Raw genomic sequence first — 13471 nt, 5'->3', positions numbered from 1 at the left:
TCTTTCTAAGTAATAGGTTTGTAATAGGTTTTGAATGTTTACTACTTTTGTTCTGACCGTCGAGCAGCCCGATGGGCTGCGCAGACGTCATCTTGCCGAGGAGTGTGAGCGTCTCGGACTGGCCTGTCATTGCGTGCAAGGTGTCACCTTCGGTGATCGGGAGATTTCAGAAACATATTCGGTTCTGAGCAACCTCTTCTATTCCAAGAGAAGCATGACGCAGGGAGAAATAGCCTGCTATATTGGTCATCGCCGCACTTGGCAGGCGTTTCTCGATAGTGGGGCGGAGGTCGCCTTGATATGCGAAGATGATTTCAAGTCGATAAACGATGCTGACTTTCGCGAAGTTTTGGATCGGGCTGTGTCTCGTGACGACTGGGATATACTAAAGTTGTTCGATTTCGCGCCTAAGAAGATCTTGCATAGCGTGCCGCTCGGCTCTTTATCGATCGTTGACTACAAATATCCTGCAGCTGGGGCTGTGTGCTATCTCATTCGCCGCAAGGCGGCGCTGCGCCTCCTACGTCGCAAAAAGATCTTTCGCCCAGTTGACGAGGATTTCCTTTACTGTTGGGAGTTTGGGCTTCGCGTTCGGTCCGTTTATCCCAACCCGGTTGCTGAGGTTGCTGCGGACCTTGGGGGATCGGTTCTTGAAGCGGAGCGCGTCTCAATCAAGCGCAACCGAAACCGCATTAGATCTCTCTGGGGAATGTTTCTTGCCGGCTACAAGCAGATTCGCTCAAAGGCATACCGCGCATCACTCAGGCGTGGGGCTGATAATTCCTGATCCCACAGCTGCTTAATAGGCGTAGGGATAGGGCGAGAGAGGTTTTTTTCTAAGAAACCGTATCAGATTGCGCGGTGACCTTCCGGGAAGACGTGATGGTGTTGTACTGTCAATGAAGTCGCGAGTCTTTGCCTCTTCAAGGAAACGAACGCGCCATTTCTCGGTGGTCTCGTCGCGCTGGACGGTGAGACTGGATTCTAGCTTTGTCGGGTGCGTCACGCCAAAGTGGTCGGCGATGTGGTTAACAAACGGACTTGGATCGTCGAGAAGATCCTCATATATGAAATGCTGGATATCTTCGCTGATAACACCAGTGTAGCTCCTCCAGTAGTCATAGCTTCGATTGATGAGGAAATAGCAGCGACAGATCTGGTCGAAGTCGTAATCTGCATCTTTTTTCTTCTCTCCTTTACTCGTCCATTGTTCGGTCTGCAGTCCGCGCGAAAAAGATATCGCCTGACGCAGGCGATCATTTCGTGTCAGAAGAACAAGGCTGACATCGTGATTTTCGCGGCAATATCGGATGAAATCCTTATTATAGTAGTGATTAATCCAGTGCAGGTGGCGTGGAAAAATCTTGATGCAGAAGCCAGAGCTACCGTTCGTACCGTTTTCGATTGCGGCCTCAAAGTATGTCTTGCGATCCGTCAAAACGGGGTCGAGCTGCGATTGCTCACGACCAAGCCATTCTCCCGATCGCCCAAGCCCCGCACCGGTCGCCAAAGACCCAAGCCAATTAGACCCGCTGCGGCCCTCTGTCAGTATGAGCACACCCTTACGCTTTTCCATGCTACCGCCCTTTGCAATCAACGATCCTTGGCCAGATATACACTGCCTAGTTGAGTTATCGAGCTTGATCAACACAAGAGGCGTATCCTCCCAATCCGGCAGAGATCCTCCACCTTGTAGCCCTGCCGGTAAAACGGCAAAGAAAACGCCCCGCCCGCGCGGCGAGGCTTTGTCGATGCAAACAGAAGAGCCCTAGCTTACTTCGGATCTTTCGCGAACCGCAGGTAGGGCAGTTTCTTGTCGAGTTCGCCGTATTTTGCCTTCGCGGCGTCGTCGTCAAGCGATAGGGCCACGATCACATCCTGACCCGTTTCCCAGTTGGCGGGAGTTGCGAGGGGCTGTTCGTAGGTGCGTTGCAGACCGTCGAGGGCGCGCAGGACTTCGGCGAAGTTGCGGCCCACGGACATCGGGTAGGTCATGATCAGCTGCACCTTCTTGTTCGGCGCGATGATGTAGACCGAACGCACGGTGGCCGAGTCGGCGGGGGTGCGGCCATCGGGGAGGTAGGCGTCGGCGGGAAGCATGCCAAAGGCTTTCGACAGTTTCAGATCCTCGTCGGCGACAATCGGGAAGCCTGCCTTGGCATTGGCGAAGCTCTCGATGTCGCCTTTCCAACCCTTGTGCTCTTCCACGCCATCAACGGAAACGCCAAGCACCTTCGTGCCACGCTTTTCCCATTCGTCAGCGAGTTGTGCCACGGCGCCGAATTCGGTGGTGCAGACGGGTGTGAAATCTTTGGGGTGCGAGAACACGATGGCCCAGCTGTCACCAATCCAGTCGTGGAGCGAAATGTCGCCTTGGTCGGTGGTGACGGTGAGGTCGGGGACGATGTCGTTAATGCGAAGACCCATGGGTATTCCTCCTAGTTTGAATGCGTTGCAGCATAAATAAGCGCCTCAGCGCGGCTTTGCACCCCCTGCGTCATTTTGCACGGCTAAGGGGCGCGCAATTAGGGAGGGTGTTCTAGAAAGGACAACGGGCGGTGAACGACATTCCCTTGCCGCCATCAGGATGGCGAAACCGTAGGTTCTCGGCGTGGAGCATCAGACGCGGCGCATTGAGCGCTTCCCCCGTGGCATAGAAGGGATCGCCAAGAATCGGGTGGCCAATGGCGAGCATATGCACGCGCAACTGGTGCGAGCGGCCCGTTTTGGGACAGAGGCGCACGCGGGTCTCCCCGTCACCGCGCCGAACCACGCGCCAGTCCGTCACCGCCTGTTTGCCGTTGTCATGGTCAACCATCTGGCGCGGACGGTTGGGCCAGTCGACGATCAGCGGCAAGTCCACCGTCCCCGTCTTCTCCGCAATCTCGCCATAGACACGCGCGACATAGGTTTTCTTCGTCTGGCGTTTCTCAAATTGCAGACCGAGGTGCCGCTGCGCGTGAGGAGTAAGGGCAAAGACCATGACGCCGCTGGTGTCGCGGTCAAGGCGATGGACGAGCAATGCCTCTGGATAGGCTTCCTGCACCCGCGCGATCAGGCAGTCGGCGAGATGCTCCCCCTTACCCGGAACAGAGAGAAGCCCCGCAGGCTTGTCAACTAGGAGCACTTCGTGATCCGCATGGATGACCGTCACGGGTGTCTGAGGTGGATTATAGTCGCTGCTCATGTAGGGCGCTTAGCACGCTGCGGGCGCATCCGCAAAGACACGGTCGAGAAGGGATTGCAGTCGAGCCTCATCCTCGGAGGTAAAGGCGGCAGGTTGGTTGCTGTCGATATCGAAGACGCCGAGCAGGTCGCCCGCCCTATTGCGCACGGGTAGGACAAGTTCGGAGCGCGTCGTCGAGGAACAGGCGATGTGACCCGCAAAGGCCTCGACATCATCCACACGCTGCGCCACACCCTCGCGCGCGCAGGCCCCGCACACCCCGCGCGAAAACGGGATCACAAGACATCCGTGGCCGCCCTGATAAGGACCGATTTTAAGCAAATCAGGCGCAACGACACGGTAAAACCCCGTCCAGTCAAAACGCGCGTCGCTATGATGGATCTCGCAAGCCATTGTGGCCATGAGAGAAACCGTATCCGTCTCCCCCTCACAAAGCGCCACCACTCGCGCCTCGAGCTCACCGTCCATGCGCGCTCTCCTTTTTCAATTCAATGTCAGATGCAAACCCGCTCTTAACGAATAGGTCGTAGTTTGCCCTGCGAAGAATGCAATAGGTAGGGCGGCATAAGTAAAGCCATGAAGCTGACACATCGGGATTTTGACGATATTCGTGTGATCTCCGTCGACGAGGCGCGCATTGATGCTGCCTGTGCGATCCAGTTCAAGGACCAGATGCGGGAGAAGACCGACGACGCGCCATCGCGCGTGGTACTTGATCTTGGACGTGTCGCCTTCCTCGACAGTTCGGGACTCGGCGCAGTTGTCGCTGCGATGAAAGCGATGAAGGATGGTCACAGGCTGGAACTGGCCGCTCTCAATCCGCCCGTGCAACGGGTGTTTCATCTCACCCGAATGGACAACGTCTTCCGCATTCATCCGTCCATCGACACCGTAGTGCCAGGGGATGACGAGACCTGAGCGACCATGTCATCACAAACAAGTATAAAAGACTTGGCATTCCACAAACGCCTCGTGTTCACCGCAACGGACACCAATGTGCGACGTGGGCTGCGCGCGGTCTTTCACTCGCTCAGGGACATGACACTAGCGCCAGAGGAAGCCGCCTGCATCGAGTTGGTCCTTGCAGAGGCACTCAACAACATCGTCGAACACGCCTACACCGACACGCCCGACGGGCTAGTCGAGATTTGCGTAAGCCGCGATGCAAAAGGTCTGTCTTTCCAGATTTCCGACCGAGGCAAGCCGATGCCAGGGGGGCAGCCACCGCTTGGCATTCGAGTTCTCGACAACACAGGGGTTCAAGATCTGCCCGAAGGGGGGTTCGGCTGGCTCCTGATCCGCGAGTTGGCCAATGATCTCGACTATAGACGCGAAGGGAACACCAATATGTTCAGTTTCCGCATAAACGTAGCCGCACAGAACGAATCCTGCGGCGCGTGACGCAGCCTCACTTTACCCGTGCAGGGCTCCCACGAATGCACGAAGCGCGTGGATCAGTTCATCTGGAATTGAAGTGGATAAGTACCGTCGTCCATCGGGCCAAACAGATCGGGCAAATCAGGATGATCGACGGGCTGGCCCGAGTAATCCGCAATCAAGTTCTGCTCGGAGACATAGGCGAGATAGAAACTCTCATCGTTCTCCGCGAGCAGGTGATAGAACGGCTGATCCTTCTTGGGCCTGCTGTCCTCAGGGATCGCGTCATACCACTCTTCAGTCTTCGAAAATGTCGGATCGACATCGAAGATCACCCCGCGAAACGGATGTTTGCGGTGACGGACAACCTGTCCAAGGTGGTATTTGGCACGTATCGACTGCATTGCGTTGCAACCCCCTGACCATATTAGTAGACCATCAACCATGCGCCAGTCCACGGGTGCAAGCCCATAATCAGGGAAACAGTCTGTGCACCTCGTCTTTACAGTTCTGGAAATTGTGTCCCCTGTTTTCTTCCTCGCCGTGATTGGATTCGTGTGGGTCAAGACAGGTCACGACTACCGTCTGGAGTTCGTCACGCGCCTTGCGATGACCCTCTCGATCCCCGCGCTGATCTTCACTGCGCTGGTCGAAACCGAGATCGACCCCGCCGCGCTCACCACGCTGTGTTTTGCCTCGATCGTGGCCTATGCGGGAGTGACGGTGGCGGCTTGGATCGCAGTTAAAGTGATGCACCTCGACTTTCGCACCTACCTTGCACCGATCACATTTGGCAACACAGGCAACCTCGGTTTGCCGCTCGCCCTCTTTGCTTTTGGCGACGAGGGGCTGAGCTACGCGATCATCGTTTTTGCGGTCATGGCGCTGTGGTCGTTTACCTTCGGCGTCTATGTCACGGCGGGCGGCGGTTCTCCGCTCAAAGTGATCAAAGAGCCTCTTGTGGGCGCGACCCTGCTTGGCGGGATCTTTCTATGGCAGGGCTGGACCCTGCCCCGCTTCGCAATGAACACGCTCGACCTGCTTGGCCAGATTGCCATCCCGACCATGCTGATCACCCTCGGCGTCGCTGTGGCGCGGTTGCAGGCGAAGGGTATTGGGCGGGCAGTTGCTATCTCTCTGGGCAAGGTAATCCTGTGCACGGCGATTGCTGCGACGGCTGGAGCGGCCTTTAATCTCGCTCCTGTGCCCTTTGCGGTGCTGGTGGTGCAGGTCGCAACGCCTGTTGCTGTCACGAGCTACATGCTGGCGGAGAAATACGGCGCGGATTCAGGCGCAGTGGCGAGCCTTGTCGTCGCCTCGACGCTCCTGTCGGTCGCCTATCTGCCGCTGATCCTCGGTTTCCTGATCTGATCGCGCCCGATCCGGCCACTCACGGGAAAGACATTTCCCGCCCGCGCCAAATCGGTTAATATGCCTCAAAACAAAAAGCGAGAGGCAGATATGAGCAGATCCCTTCGCACCCTTGCGCTCCTTGTCTTTGTCGCAGCCTGCGGCAGTGGCAATTTTTCGGCGCCGCGCAATCTGGACAACGCCTGTGCCATCGTGGCGCAGCGTCCAGCCTATTTGCGGGCAATGAAATCGACCGAGAGCAAGTGGGGCATCCCCGTGTCCGTGCAAATGGCCACGATTTACCAAGAGAGCAAATTCATCGGCAACGCGCGGACACCGTATCGGTTCTCGCTCGGTGTGATCCCAATGGGTCGCCAGTCCTCGGCCTATGGCTATGCGCAGGCGCTGGACGCGACGTGGGACGAATACCGCAACGAAGAAGGTGGCTGGGGCGCGAAACGGGACCGCATCCGCGACGCTACCGATTTCATGGGTTGGTATATGAACCAGTCGCACGAAGATCTCGGCATCCCGAAAGACGACGCGCGTCTGCAATACCTCGCCTATCATGAAGGTCGCACGGGATTTGCGCGCGGGAGCTACAAGTCGAAATCGTGGCTGATGCGCGTTGCGAACGAAGTCGGCGAACGCGCCCGCACCTATGAGGCGCAGCTACGTTCCTGTCGTAAGAGCTAACGCGAACAGTGGCGCGCCTGTCAATCGACGGGCGTGCCGCGGTCGCGAGCGATGCGTGTGATGTTGAACAACGCGTCCGACAACTTTCCGCCAAGCCGCATTTTCGTCAATTGCACAGTGGTGGAGCCCCCTGCATCATCGTTAACGATCCATGCCTTGAGGATCGGGCGATCCCCGAAAATCAGGTCAATCGAGCCATACTCGGGATGGTCGGGATCTTGCGCGCGCACAAAGGTGTCGCCGTTTTTCTCGGTATGCGAGACCACCATCCGCGCCGCCGTCAGATCGACATTGCGCTTAAGGATGAGGCTGAGCGGGGTCTGTGACAGCGGGAATCGCTGCGGTGGCTCGTTGGAACCTGGATCAAAAATCGCGACCTGACCGCCACCCGTGACCACCAAAGCCTCTGAATCAGCGTATTCCAACCGCATCCGTCCTGGCCGTTTGATGGTCAGTGTGCCTTGCGAACGTGAGCCGTCATCATTTATCTGGGTGAATTCCGCCTCAACAGTGCCAAGCCCGTTGAGATAGGACGAAAGCTCGGACAGCGACAGTTTCTCCGCCGACGCAGGAAAGGCGATGGCGAGTGCGAAAACGGGTGCGATTGCAAAACGTAGAATACTCATAACATTGATATAAGCGGGGGCGTCGCGCATTGCATCTCAAAACGGATCACGCAGGCGTGGGCAGTGCGTCAAATGCGGCCTGTGGCGGATTGACAGAAATGCCCGCCCCGCCTATCCCTGCGCCCCATCACAAATCGACCCGCTGGGACGACCCAGCCTCGCACGGGTCTTTGTCAGGACGACCTGAATACGAAAAGAGGTTGAAATGGCTTGGTTCTATCTTCTCACCGCAGGCATTCTCGAAGTCGTTTGGGCAACAGGGTTGAAGCAACTCGGAGTGCGGTTTTCGTGGCTCCTCGGTGCGGGCACAGCGGTTGCCATGTTTGTGAGCCTGATCGCCCTTTACGCCGCGATGCAACGCCTTCCGCTCGGAATTGCCTACCCTGTCTGGACGGGGATCGGATCGGTTGGATCGGTGCTTTTGAGCGTGATCTTGTTCCAGCAAGGCCTCAGTCTGTCAGGGATCGCAGGCGTGATGTTCCTGCTGATCGGCATGATCCTGATCGGTGGCGACGCGCACTAACGCCGTGACGCGATCCCCCCGAAACCGATTTGGCAGCGGGGAGACTGTGTGCGCCTATTGCTCGGGGACCAGAATTTCGCGCTTGCCCACGTGGTTGGCCGAGGAGACCACACCCTCGTCCTCCATCTGCTCCACAAGGCGCGCGGCCTTGTTGTAGCCAATGGCCAGTTTGCGCTGGATGTAGGAGGTGGAGCACTTGCGGTCCTTGATCACGATTGCGACCGCTTGGTCGTAGAGCGCATCATCGCCGCCCGTGTTGCCGCCTGTCAGACCGAGAACCGCATCGATATCGGCCTCTTTCTCGGCCTCGGGGCCATCCTGCACACCGCCGACGTAATCGGGCGGGCCGTAGGCCTTGAGGTAGGAGACAACCTTTTCGACTTCTTCATCCGAGACAAAGGGCGCGTGACAACGTGTGATACGTCCGCCGCCCCCCATGTGCAGCATGTCGCCCATGCCCAGAAGTTGCTCGGCGCCCTGCTCACCCAGAATGGTGCGGCTGTCGATTTTCGACGTCACCTGGAAGGAGATCCGCGTGGGGAAGTTGGCCTTGATCGTGCCGGTAATCACGTCAACGGAGGGGCGCTGCGTGGCCATGATGAGGTGGATGCCAGAGGCCCGCGCCATCTGCGCGAGACGCTGGATGCAGGCTTCGATTTCCTTACCCGCGACCATCATCAGGTCAGCCATCTCGTCAACGATGACGACGATATAGGGCATCTTTTCGGGCTGGAATTCTTCCGTTTCAAAAATTGGATCACCCGTCTCGTCATCAAAGCCCGTCTGAACCGTGCGCGAGAACATCTCACCCTTGGCAAGCGCATCACCAACGCGGCCGTTGTAGCCGTCGATGTTACGCACGCCCATCTTGGACATCTTGCGATAGCGTTCTTCCATCTCCGCCACGACCCATTTGAGCGCGACCACGGCCTTTTTGGGGTCGGTCACAACGGGCGACAGCAGGTGCGGGATGCCGTCATAAACGGAAAGTTCGAGCATCTTCGGATCGATCATGATCAGGCGGCACTCGTCGGGCGTGAGCTTGTAGAGCAGCGACAGGATCATTGTGTTGATCGCCACCGACTTACCCGAACCCGTGGTCCCCGCGATAAGCAGGTGAGGCATTTTCGCAAGGTTGGTCACAACGGGATCGCCGCCGATATCCTTGCCAAGCGCAAGCGGCAGGCGGTGGTTCCCGTCGCCGAAATCGCGGGTCGACAAAAGCTCGCGGAAGGAGACCATTTCGCGGTGTTCATTGGGCAGCTCGATACCGATCACCGAGCGACCAGGCACGGTGGAGACACGTGCAGACAGCGCTGACATGGAGCGCGCGATGTCGTCGGCCAGACCGATAACCCGGCTCGCCTTAAGGCCCGGCGCGGGTTCAAGCTCATACATGGTCACAACGGGACCAGGGCGGACCGAGACAATCTCCCCCTTCACGCCGTAGTCATCCAGCACACTCTCAAGCATCCGCGCATTTTCCTCCAGCGCCTCGTCCGACAGCGTGTTGCGGTCAATGTGAACGGCGGGATTCAGGAGGTTAAGCGGCGGGCATTCGTATTCCGCCTCCGAGGGGTCGAATTTGAGTGTAGGTTGCGCTTCGGCCTGCGCGCGCTTGGAGGGCGCAGGGGCCTTCTTCGGCGTGTGCTGCACAACCCGCTTGGGCTCGGGCGCGGCAGGTTGCGGGATGTAACGCTCGGCCTGCGGCGCGACGTATTCGGGCGTATCAAGCGGCTCGATGAGTGCATCATCGAAACCGTCATCAAGGCCAACATCTTGCGGCGCGGCGAAAAGTGCGGGATCGGGCGTCGGCACGGGTTGCGGCTCAACCTCGGCCAGCACCATCGGCTTCGGACCTTTCTTGTAGCGCGCGGCGGCCTTCTGCGCTGCGGTGAGCGGCGGTTCGGGGCGCATGGCGGGGGCAGCGGGCGCGGCGGGTTGCGGCGCGGGAGCTGCCTTGCGCGCGGAGATCACAGAAGAGATTTTCGCCGCGATCCGCTGGCTGGTGTCGCTGGTTACGGGCACATCGGGCGCGAGGGCAGGCTCGACCAGTTCGGGCGTCAAGTCAGGCTGTGGCTCGCGTTTGAACAGGCCACCGAGGAGCGATTTCCCCTGCGCAGTCGTGCCCGCGTCAGGACCAAATCCATCATCATAGGCAGGGGCGGCAACGGGAGCCGCGACGGGCGCGGCAAGCGGGGATGCCGCCTCATGGGACGGACGATGCACTAGCGGTTCGCGGGCAATCATCTCGGCCTGAAGCTGCGCCTGTTCAGCGGCTTCGGCAGCGGCCAGCCTGCGGGCTTCGCGGCGCTCGGCGGCAGTCGCAGCGATACGCTGACCCGCGACGACCGAACCTTTTGCAGTGCGGCCAAGTAGATGCAGAACTAGCGCGTAGAGCGAGATCATGCCGTAGACAAGGAAACGCCCCGCAACGGACAATTCGGCGCGTGTTACACCAAGGGTGAAAAGCGCCACGGCGAGCGCTGCTGCCAGCGACAGGAAGGTAAGAAGCTTGAGGGCGAAACCCTGATCAATGGGTGAAAGCGACAGCAGCCCGGCAAGAGCGGTGTCACCGAACAGCCCGCCAAAACCCTGCGTCGAGGTGCCGTAAGAGGAAGCAAAAACGGCGGCAAGCGCAATGGCAATGGGCGCGAAAACGGCGCGCGAAAGGGCACGCTCTTCACCACGATGCAACACGAAACGCAGACCCCACACGGCAAAGACAACGGCAAACCCCCACGAGGCCAGACCCACGACGATCATCAGGGGCGAGGCAATCGTGGCTCCCATCCGACCGAGCATGTTCTGAACGGGCGCGTCGGTCACAGACAGCCAACTGGGATCTTCGGGCACATAGGAGCCGAGCATCAGCGCAAACAGGACACCCACACCGATGAGCGCCAGCCCGAGCAGTTCCTTGCCGCGGCGTTCGAGAACTGCCTGCGTGTTGCGATCAAAAAGCGGGTCGCGCCCGCGCGCTTGATACGATGCCATCTTGTGCCTCTCTTTACCCGAACAAACAGTCGCGCAGTGTTTCCAAGGCGCGCTGTGTCTCTTCTTTTGGGGCCACCAAAGCGACCCGAATGTAGCCTTTTGCGGGATTTTCACCCGCCACCGTGCGCGACAGATACGCGCCGGGAAGGACGCGGATACCTGTCTGCGTCCACAATTTCATTGCCGCCTCTTCGCCATCCGCGACAGGCAGCCAAAGGAAAAACCCCGCCTCGGGGGCCCCTGCCCCGTCGATGCCGTCGAACACGCGGTCAGCCATATCAAACTTCTCGACATAGAGCGCGCGCGATGCGGTGACATGGGCCTCATCCCCCCAAACCCGCGCACTGACCGCTTGGATCGGCAGTGGTAGCGGTGCGCCCGAATAAGCGCGCAAACGTTTCATGTGGTCGATGTTGCCCGCCCCCGATGCCACGAAGCCAGAGCGTAAGCCCGGAAGGTTGGAGCGTTTCGACAGGGAGTGGAAGATCACGACGCGGTCGGGGGCCGCGCCCATCTCCTGCGCCACTTGCAGGGCGGAGACGGGCGGCGTGCCACGGTAAATCTCGGAATAGCATTCGTCTGAGAAGACCTTGAAATCATGCTTCTCGGCAAGTGCGATCAGGTCGCGCAAGTAGTCAGCGGAAGCCACCGCGCCCTGCGGGTTCGACGGGCTGCAAATGTAGGCAACCGCTGTGCGGTCGAGAACCTCGTCGGGCAGCGCATGATAATCGGGCAGGAAGCCACTCTCGCGCGTAGCGGGCACAAAAACAGGCTCCGCACCCACCGTCACGGCGGCCACGGCGTAGACCTGATAGAAGGGATTGGGCATGAGAACGACGGGTTGCTTACCGCCCTTCGTCTCGGGGCAAAGCGCGATGCAGGCATTCATCAACCCCTCGCGCGTGCCGTTGAGCGCCATGATCTGACGGTCAGGATCGACGGTGACGCCAAAGCGCATCGCCAGCCAGTCGCGGATCGCGCCGAGCAAATCCTCAGTGCCATAGTTGTTGGGATAGCGGGCAAATCCAGCGACATTCTCAGCCAAAACTTCACCCACGAAGTCAGGCATCGCGTGGCGCGGCTCGCCGATGGTCATATGCACAACCTCTCCGCCCGGCGCATGAGCGTCGAGAAGGCTCCGCAGACGCGGAAAGGCATATTCTGGCAGGTTGGAAAACCGCTCAGGAAACGTCATGGGTGCTGCTACTGCCTCGTTTTCCGGATCATTTTTGCCCGGTTGATTGCCACCCAATGTAGCGATGCGGGCGCGCGCGGTCCAGAAAAAGAAGAACTAAATTGCCCCCGCGACGCGAACCCTGTGGCATTTCGGTCAGCGCGCGGATCAGCCAGCCAATGCCACCTCGCACGCCGCCGCAAGACGCAGAAGACGCGCCTCCTGAAGCGGAGGCATTTGCAGAGAGATCCCCGTCGAGGGCACGCCCGTTGGTAAGGTGATGGCACACAGCCCCATAAGATTGCCCACACGTGTGTTGCGCAGGGAGAGCAGGTTTTCGGTCACGTAATAGTCCCCATCACTCATGAGCCGTGCAGCATCAGGCGGCAGGATCGGTGCGGTCGGCACAAGCACCGCGTCATATTGCGCCGTTGCCGCGAGGTATTCGCCGCGCAGCCGGTGGAGCAATTTCCATCCCGCCACGTAGTCCGCGCCATTGAAGGCCGCGCCCGAGCGGAAACGTTCAAGAATGCGGTCGAACATCAGGTCGGGATTGGCCTCGATCACATCGCGCCATTCAGCATAGGCTTCGGTGGTGAACAGAATCGCGGAGAGGTCCATCGCATCAGTGACACAGGGGATCGGCCCGCGATCAATCTGCGCCCCCGCCCGTGCCAGTGCCTCAACCGCCTGCTCGAACCCCTGTCGTGGCGCATCACGGATGTCATCGAATACCACGTTTTCCATCACGAGAAGTCGCGTACCTTCGAGCGAGGCCTCTCGGAGATCGGGCGCAGCGCTATTGTCGAGCACGGCAAAGGTCAGCGCGGCATCTTCGACGGTCTTCACGAGCGGGCCGACCGTATCAAAAGCGGCGGCAAGCGGCACCACACCATCAAGCGAGAGTCGGCCTGATGTGGTCTTGAGCCCGACAAGATCGTTGAAGGCGGAAGGGATGCGCACCGACCCCCCCGTGTCCGTGCCAATCGCACCAGGTGCGAGGCCGAAAGCGACAGAGGCGGCAGCGCCCGATGACGACCCCCCCGAAACGGCGTCATGATCGTTAACGCAGGGCGGCGTGGCTGTAACAGGGTTGAGACCGAGACCTGAGAAGGCCAACTCGCTCATATGCGTTTTGCCGAGCCCCACAAGCCCAGCCGCCGATCCACGCGCCACGGCCTGCGCATCGCGGTCGGGAATGCGGTCCTTGAGCAAGGCAGAGCCCGCTTCAGTCGCCGTTCCCGCGGTGTCAAAAAGGTCTTTCCACGACACGGGCACACCGTCGAGCGGGCCGCGCCGCGTGCCATTTCGTGCGCGGCTGCGTGCGGCCTCAGCCTCGGCACGTGCGCGGGCAGGCGTGAGACGGGCATAAATGCGATCACCAAAAGGGTGTGCATCGGCGCGATCAAGGAAATATTCCGTTAATTCAACAGGATCGATAGCTCCCGCGGCAATATCCCGTCCCAGATCGCCCATGCTTTTGTCAAACTTGTCCACGCGCCGCTCCCTTGCCACTTTGTGGGTAAGCTAGCGACGCAAGA

The 13471-nt window shown here is 59.3% G+C and carries 15 protein-coding genes; 6 read left to right on the top strand and 9 right to left on the bottom strand.

The window, feature by feature from the left end:
* Positions 1 to 34: 34 nt before the first annotated feature.
* Positions 35 to 787, top strand: a complete 753-nt coding sequence (locus ACN0SC_RS13780) for a glycosyltransferase family 25 protein (RefSeq protein ID WP_417250257.1) — start codon at positions 35 to 37, stop codon at positions 785 to 787.
* Positions 788 to 799: 12 nt separating this feature from the next.
* Here the strand turns inward: ACN0SC_RS13780 and ACN0SC_RS13775 are convergent, their stop codons facing one another.
* From ACN0SC_RS13775 to ACN0SC_RS13760, 4 genes are all read right to left on the bottom strand, one after another.
* Positions 800 to 1576 carry a Stf0 family sulfotransferase gene (locus tag ACN0SC_RS13775; RefSeq protein ID WP_417250256.1) on the bottom strand — a complete coding sequence of 259 codons (777 nt, stop codon included), beginning with the start codon at positions 1574 to 1576 and terminating at the stop codon, positions 800 to 802.
* Between the two features lie 197 nt (positions 1577 to 1773).
* Positions 1774 to 2427, bottom strand: a complete 654-nt coding sequence (locus ACN0SC_RS13770) for a peroxiredoxin (protein ID WP_417250255.1) — start codon at positions 2425 to 2427, stop codon at positions 1774 to 1776.
* 112 nt (positions 2428 to 2539) lie between these two features.
* Positions 2540 to 3187 (bottom strand): RluA family pseudouridine synthase, encoded by a 648-nt coding sequence (locus ACN0SC_RS13765; RefSeq protein WP_417250254.1) that lies wholly within the window; start codon positions 3185 to 3187, stop codon positions 2540 to 2542.
* Between the two features lie 9 nt (positions 3188 to 3196).
* Positions 3197 to 3655 (bottom strand): GAF domain-containing protein, encoded by a 459-nt coding sequence (locus ACN0SC_RS13760; RefSeq protein WP_417250253.1) that lies wholly within the window; start codon positions 3653 to 3655, stop codon positions 3197 to 3199.
* Between the two features lie 108 nt (positions 3656 to 3763).
* Here ACN0SC_RS13760 and ACN0SC_RS13755 point away from each other — a divergent pair, with 108 nt between their 5' ends.
* Both ACN0SC_RS13755 and ACN0SC_RS13750 read left to right on the top strand, forming a co-directional pair.
* Positions 3764 to 4105, top strand: a complete 342-nt coding sequence (locus tag ACN0SC_RS13755) for an STAS domain-containing protein (protein WP_417250252.1) — start codon at positions 3764 to 3766, stop codon at positions 4103 to 4105.
* 6 nt (positions 4106 to 4111) lie between these two features.
* Entirely contained in the window at positions 4112 to 4588 is a 477-nt protein-coding gene (locus ACN0SC_RS13750) for an ATP-binding protein (protein WP_417250251.1), read from the top strand.
* Between the two features lie 53 nt (positions 4589 to 4641).
* Here the strand turns inward: ACN0SC_RS13750 and hspQ are convergent, their stop codons facing one another.
* Complete coding sequence (gene hspQ, locus ACN0SC_RS13745) at positions 4642 to 4968, bottom strand: heat shock protein HspQ (protein WP_417250250.1); 327 nt, start codon at positions 4966 to 4968, stop codon at positions 4642 to 4644.
* An 85-nt stretch (positions 4969 to 5053) separates the two neighbouring features.
* Here hspQ and ACN0SC_RS13740 point away from each other — a divergent pair, with 85 nt between their 5' ends.
* Together ACN0SC_RS13740 and ACN0SC_RS13735 are read left to right on the top strand one after the other, a co-directional pair.
* A complete protein-coding gene (locus ACN0SC_RS13740) occupies positions 5054 to 5935 on the top strand; it encodes an AEC family transporter (RefSeq protein ID WP_417250249.1) in 882 nt (293 codons plus the stop codon).
* 90 nt (positions 5936 to 6025) lie between these two features.
* Positions 6026 to 6610 carry a lytic transglycosylase gene (locus ACN0SC_RS13735; RefSeq protein WP_417250248.1) on the top strand — a complete coding sequence of 195 codons (585 nt, stop codon included), beginning with the start codon at positions 6026 to 6028 and terminating at the stop codon, positions 6608 to 6610.
* A gap of 20 nt (positions 6611 to 6630) precedes the next feature.
* Here the strand turns inward: ACN0SC_RS13735 and ACN0SC_RS13730 are convergent, their stop codons facing one another.
* Positions 6631 to 7236 carry a LolA family protein gene (locus ACN0SC_RS13730; protein ID WP_417250247.1) on the bottom strand — a complete coding sequence of 202 codons (606 nt, stop codon included), beginning with the start codon at positions 7234 to 7236 and terminating at the stop codon, positions 6631 to 6633.
* 205 nt (positions 7237 to 7441) lie between these two features.
* Between ACN0SC_RS13730 and ACN0SC_RS13725 the strand changes: the two genes are divergently transcribed.
* The gene (locus ACN0SC_RS13725; RefSeq protein WP_417250246.1) at positions 7442 to 7759 is read left to right on the top strand and encodes a DMT family transporter; all 318 of its coding nucleotides are present in this window, start codon (positions 7442 to 7444) and stop codon (positions 7757 to 7759) included.
* A 54-nt stretch (positions 7760 to 7813) separates the two neighbouring features.
* Here the strand turns inward: ACN0SC_RS13725 and ACN0SC_RS13720 are convergent, their stop codons facing one another.
* The 3 genes from ACN0SC_RS13720 to ACN0SC_RS13710 form a co-directional block, all read right to left on the bottom strand.
* Complete coding sequence (locus ACN0SC_RS13720; RefSeq protein WP_417250245.1) at positions 7814 to 10756, bottom strand: DNA translocase FtsK; 2943 nt, start codon at positions 10754 to 10756, stop codon at positions 7814 to 7816.
* Between the two features lie 13 nt (positions 10757 to 10769).
* Positions 10770 to 11951 (bottom strand): aminotransferase class I/II-fold pyridoxal phosphate-dependent enzyme, encoded by a 1182-nt coding sequence (locus ACN0SC_RS13715; RefSeq protein WP_417250244.1) that lies wholly within the window; start codon positions 11949 to 11951, stop codon positions 10770 to 10772.
* Between the two features lie 147 nt (positions 11952 to 12098).
* Positions 12099 to 13427 carry an amidase gene (locus ACN0SC_RS13710; protein WP_417250243.1) on the bottom strand — a complete coding sequence of 443 codons (1329 nt, stop codon included), beginning with the start codon at positions 13425 to 13427 and terminating at the stop codon, positions 12099 to 12101.
* Positions 13428 to 13471: the final 44 nt, after the last annotated feature.

Source organism: Celeribacter sp., assembly GCF_048261515.1.
Lineage (GTDB): Bacteria > Pseudomonadota > Alphaproteobacteria > Rhodobacterales > Rhodobacteraceae > Celeribacter.
The sequence above is the reverse complement of the archived record's forward strand: the minus strand, read 5'-3'. Positions and strand labels throughout refer to the sequence as shown.

Coding starts and splice junctions, on each gene's coding strand:
- ACN0SC_RS13725 (WP_417250246.1), top strand. CDS start 7,442: ATGGCTTGGTTCTATCTTCTCACCGCAGGCATTCTCGAAGTCGTTTGG.
- ACN0SC_RS13715 (WP_417250244.1), bottom strand. CDS start 11,951: ATGACGTTTCCTGAGCGGTTTTCCAACCTGCCAGAATATGCCTTTCCG.
- ACN0SC_RS13760 (WP_417250253.1), bottom strand. CDS start 3,655: ATGGACGGTGAGCTCGAGGCGCGAGTGGTGGCGCTTTGTGAGGGGGAG.
- ACN0SC_RS13730 (WP_417250247.1), bottom strand. CDS start 7,236: ATGAGTATTCTACGTTTTGCAATCGCACCCGTTTTCGCACTCGCCATC.
- ACN0SC_RS13775 (WP_417250256.1), bottom strand. CDS start 1,576: ATGGAAAAGCGTAAGGGTGTGCTCATACTGACAGAGGGCCGCAGCGGG.
- ACN0SC_RS13750 (WP_417250251.1), top strand. CDS start 4,112: ATGTCATCACAAACAAGTATAAAAGACTTGGCATTCCACAAACGCCTC.
- ACN0SC_RS13755 (WP_417250252.1), top strand. CDS start 3,764: ATGAAGCTGACACATCGGGATTTTGACGATATTCGTGTGATCTCCGTC.
- ACN0SC_RS13780 (WP_417250257.1), top strand. CDS start 35: ATGTTTACTACTTTTGTTCTGACCGTCGAGCAGCCCGATGGGCTGCGC.
- ACN0SC_RS13765 (WP_417250254.1), bottom strand. CDS start 3,187: ATGAGCAGCGACTATAATCCACCTCAGACACCCGTGACGGTCATCCAT.
- hspQ (WP_417250250.1), bottom strand. CDS start 4,968: ATGCAGTCGATACGTGCCAAATACCACCTTGGACAGGTTGTCCGTCAC.
- ACN0SC_RS13735 (WP_417250248.1), top strand. CDS start 6,026: ATGAGCAGATCCCTTCGCACCCTTGCGCTCCTTGTCTTTGTCGCAGCC.
- ACN0SC_RS13720 (WP_417250245.1), bottom strand. CDS start 10,756: ATGGCATCGTATCAAGCGCGCGGGCGCGACCCGCTTTTTGATCGCAAC.
- ACN0SC_RS13770 (WP_417250255.1), bottom strand. CDS start 2,427: ATGGGTCTTCGCATTAACGACATCGTCCCCGACCTCACCGTCACCACC.